Origin of the sequence: Caulobacter sp. D5 (genome assembly GCF_003185805.1) — a bacterium.
GTDB lineage: Bacteria > Pseudomonadota > Alphaproteobacteria > Caulobacterales > Caulobacteraceae > Caulobacter.
In genome coordinates this window covers 1-3062 of the sequence record NZ_QHJY01000547.1, presented here as the reverse complement: position 1 = coordinate 3062, position 3062 = coordinate 1, and the positions used below count along the sequence as shown (strand labels likewise).

The following is a 3062-nucleotide window of genomic DNA, read 5'->3' as shown; positions in this document are numbered from 1 at the left end:
CCAGCCGCCTTCCTGGCGGTCGCCGCGATCGGGACGGTCGGCGCGCTCGGGACGAGCGGCCTGCTCGCCCCCGCGCTGCTGCTGTTGCTGTTGGCCGCGACCGCCCTGGTCGCCGCCGCGCGAACCGCGCTCCGGACGCGCGGGACGATCGTCGCGATCGCTTCGTTCCTGCTGTTGGGCGGCTACGGCCGCGATACCGGCCTGCGCCGCCGCGCCGCCCGTCAGCGACAGGATCATGGCGGCGGTGATCAGACGTTTCATTTCTAGCTCCAATAGGCCTTGCGCCGGCCCGTGGCTCATCCCTTGATGACAGTGTCGCGCTCGGTGCATGAACCGCAATTGAACGAAACCCGCAGCGAGGATTCGATGGCCGCGCAGCCCCAGGACATTCTCGGCTTCTGGACCCAGGCGGGGCCCAAGAAGTGGTTCGAGAAGAACCACGCCTTCGACGAGGCGATCCGCCTGAAGTACGAGCCCACCCACCACAAGGCCGCGCGCGGCGACTATGACGCCTGGCTGGAAAGCCCAGAGGGCGCCCTGGCGCTGGTCATCGTGCTCGACCAGTTCCCGCGCAACCTCTACCGCCGCAGCGGCCACGGCTACGCCACCGACGGCAAGGCCCGCGCCGTGGCCCGCGCCGCTATCGCCGCCGGCTTCGACCAGGAAGTCGCCCCCGAGCTGCGCTATTTCTTCTACCTGCCGTTCGAGCACTCCGAATCCCTGGCCGACCAGGAGCTGTGCATCGAGCTGTGCGCCGGCCTGCAGGCCGACACCGGCGACGAGGGGCCGATGAAGTGGGCGCTGATCCACCGCGACATCATCGCCCGCTTCGGCCGCTTCCCCCATCGCAACGTCGCCCTGGGCCGCGAAACCACCCCGGCCGAACAGGCCTTCCTCGACGAGGGCGGCTTCGCCGGATAGGCTTCTCCACGATCCGGAGAGCCCGAAGATTGTAAATGCTCCCCACTTTTGGGGATCAGCCTCAGGGCGAGCTTGGCTTGCGTGCAATCGGTACTGTAGTGTTCGCACGCAGTTTTCGAGGGCTCTGGAGGCCAAGTTCATGTCGATGAAGAAATGCCTGCTGGCGGCGGGCGCGATCGTCTGCGCCGTCGTTCCGGCCGAGGCCTTCGCCCAGGCCAAGGCCAGCAAGGCCCAGCAGGCCCAAACCCAGGCCGTGGCCGAGGTGCCGCGCTGCTCGCGCAAGCTGGGCACCCTGTCGATCATCGACGGCGACGATCCGCGCGGCTGGACCCAGTACAACCTCGCCTCGCCGCAGAAGCTGCTGCGGGCCATCGTCCAGAAGTCGGGCTGCTTCAACCTGGTCGACCGGGGCGCAGGCCTGAACGCCGCCCAGATCGAGCGCAACATCGGCGGCAATCTGGGCCTTCAGCGCGGCTCCAACGTCGGCCAGGGCCAGATCAAGGCGGCCGACTACGTGCTGGTGGCCGAGGTCCAGGCCAGCGACAGCAACGCCGGCGGCGGCGCGGTGGCCGGCGCCATCGGCGGCCTGATCGGCGGTCGCGCCGGCGCCCTGGTCGGCGGCATCAAGACCAAGAAGCTGGAAGCCAACACCGTCCTGTCGCTGACCAACGTCCGCACCACCGAGACCGTGGCCGTGCAGGAAGGCTACGCCGTGAAGAACGACATCGGCTGGGGCGCGGGCGGCGGCATCGGCTTCGGCGGCGCGGTCGGCGGCGGCTACGAGGACACCGAGATCGGCCGCATCATCACCCTGGCCTTCATCAACTCCTATTCGAAAATGGTCGGCGAGCTTGGCCTGGTCGGCGACAGCCCGGCGGCGGCCCAGAACGCTCCGGCCAAGACCTTCGTGGCCACCCGCGTCGTCAACATGCGCGCAACCCCGGTGGCCGCCGGCAAGCTGATCCGCGCCCTGCCCGCCGGCGCCATCGTCTATCCGACCGGCAAGAAGCAGGACCTGTGGTGGGAAGTGGCCGACGAGAACGACAACGTCGGCTGGGTGCTGAACACGGGCCTGGAACCGTCGAAATAGGCGTCTTCGCCACCTGAACTAGAACGCCCCGCCGGCTCGCCGCGCGGGGCGTTTTTGTGATTAGCCACGGGCTCGATTCGTCGCGATTGTGCGCCCCATGACCACCGCCGTTCTCGACGCCCCGAAAGCCGCCGCCGACCATCCCGAGCGCCAGTACCTGGCCCTGCTCGCCGACATCCTCGAGAACGGCGTGCAGCGCGGCGACCGCACCGGCACCGGCACGCTGGGCGTCTTCGGCCGCCAGATCCGCTTCGACCTGTCGAAGGGCTTTCCGGTCCTGACCACCAAGAAGCTGCACCTGCGCTCGATCATCATCGAACTGCTGTGGTTCCTGCGCGGCGAGACCAACATCGCCTGGCTCAAGGACAACGGCGTGCGCATCTGGGACGAGTGGGCCGACGAGAACGGCGAACTCGGCCCGGTCTATGGCAAGCAGTGGCGCTCGTGGGCGACTCCGGACGGCGGTTCGATCGACCAGATCATCAACCTGGTCGAGGGCCTGAAGACCAATCCCAACAGCCGCCGCCACATCGTCAGCGCCTGGAACCCGGCCGACGTCGAGGACATGGCCCTGCCGCCCTGCCACTGCCTGTTCCAGTTCTTCGTGGCCGATGGAAAACTGAGCTGCCAGCTCTACCAGCGCAGCGCCGACGTGTTTCTGGGCGTGCCGTTCAACATCGCCAGCTACGCCCTGCTGACCCTGATGGTCGCCAAGGTCGTGGGCCTCCAGCCCGGCGAGTTCGTGCACACCTTCGGCGACGCCCACCTCTATCTGAACCACCTGGACCAGGCCCGCGAGCAACTGACCCGCGAGCCCAAGCCGTTCCCGACCATGAAGATCGCCGACAAGACCGATCTCTTCGCCTTCGAATACGAAGACTTCCAGCTGGAGGGCTACGAGGCCCACCCGCACATCAAGGCCGCGGTCTCGGTCTGAAACCCGACCTTCCGGATCGGGCTGCGGGCGGCTAAGAGTCGCCCATGACCGCCCCCATCCTCACGCTCGGCCCCGTGGCCCGCTCGCTCAACGGCGTCATCGGCCGCGACAACG

At 68.0% G+C, this 3062-nt stretch carries 4 protein-coding genes; all 4 read left to right on the top strand.

Annotated elements, in window-relative coordinates; genetic code table 11:
• Positions 1 to 267 (top strand): hypothetical protein (locus DMC18_RS27095; protein ID WP_233248301.1); only part of this gene is annotated, 267 nt, incomplete at its 5' end.
• A gap of 99 nt (positions 268 to 366) precedes the next feature.
• The gene (locus tag DMC18_RS25060) at positions 367 to 921 is read left to right on the top strand and encodes a DUF924 family protein (protein ID WP_110117935.1); all 555 of its coding nucleotides are present in this window, start codon (positions 367 to 369) and stop codon (positions 919 to 921) included.
• 145 nt (positions 922 to 1066) lie between these two features.
• On the top strand, positions 1067 to 2011 hold the full coding sequence (locus tag DMC18_RS25055; protein WP_110117934.1) for a CsgG/HfaB family protein: 945 nt from the start codon (positions 1067 to 1069) through the stop codon (positions 2009 to 2011).
• 97 nt (positions 2012 to 2108) lie between these two features.
• Positions 2109 to 2948, top strand: a complete 840-nt coding sequence (locus DMC18_RS25050; protein ID WP_110117933.1) for a thymidylate synthase — start codon at positions 2109 to 2111, stop codon at positions 2946 to 2948.
• Positions 2949 to 3062 lie beyond the last annotated feature (114 nt).

Coding starts and splice junctions, on each gene's coding strand:
- DMC18_RS25055 (WP_110117934.1), top strand. CDS start 1,067: ATGAAGAAATGCCTGCTGGCGGCGGGCGCGATCGTCTGCGCCGTCGTT.
- DMC18_RS25050 (WP_110117933.1), top strand. CDS start 2,109: ATGACCACCGCCGTTCTCGACGCCCCGAAAGCCGCCGCCGACCATCCC.
- DMC18_RS25060 (WP_110117935.1), top strand. CDS start 367: ATGGCCGCGCAGCCCCAGGACATTCTCGGCTTCTGGACCCAGGCGGGG.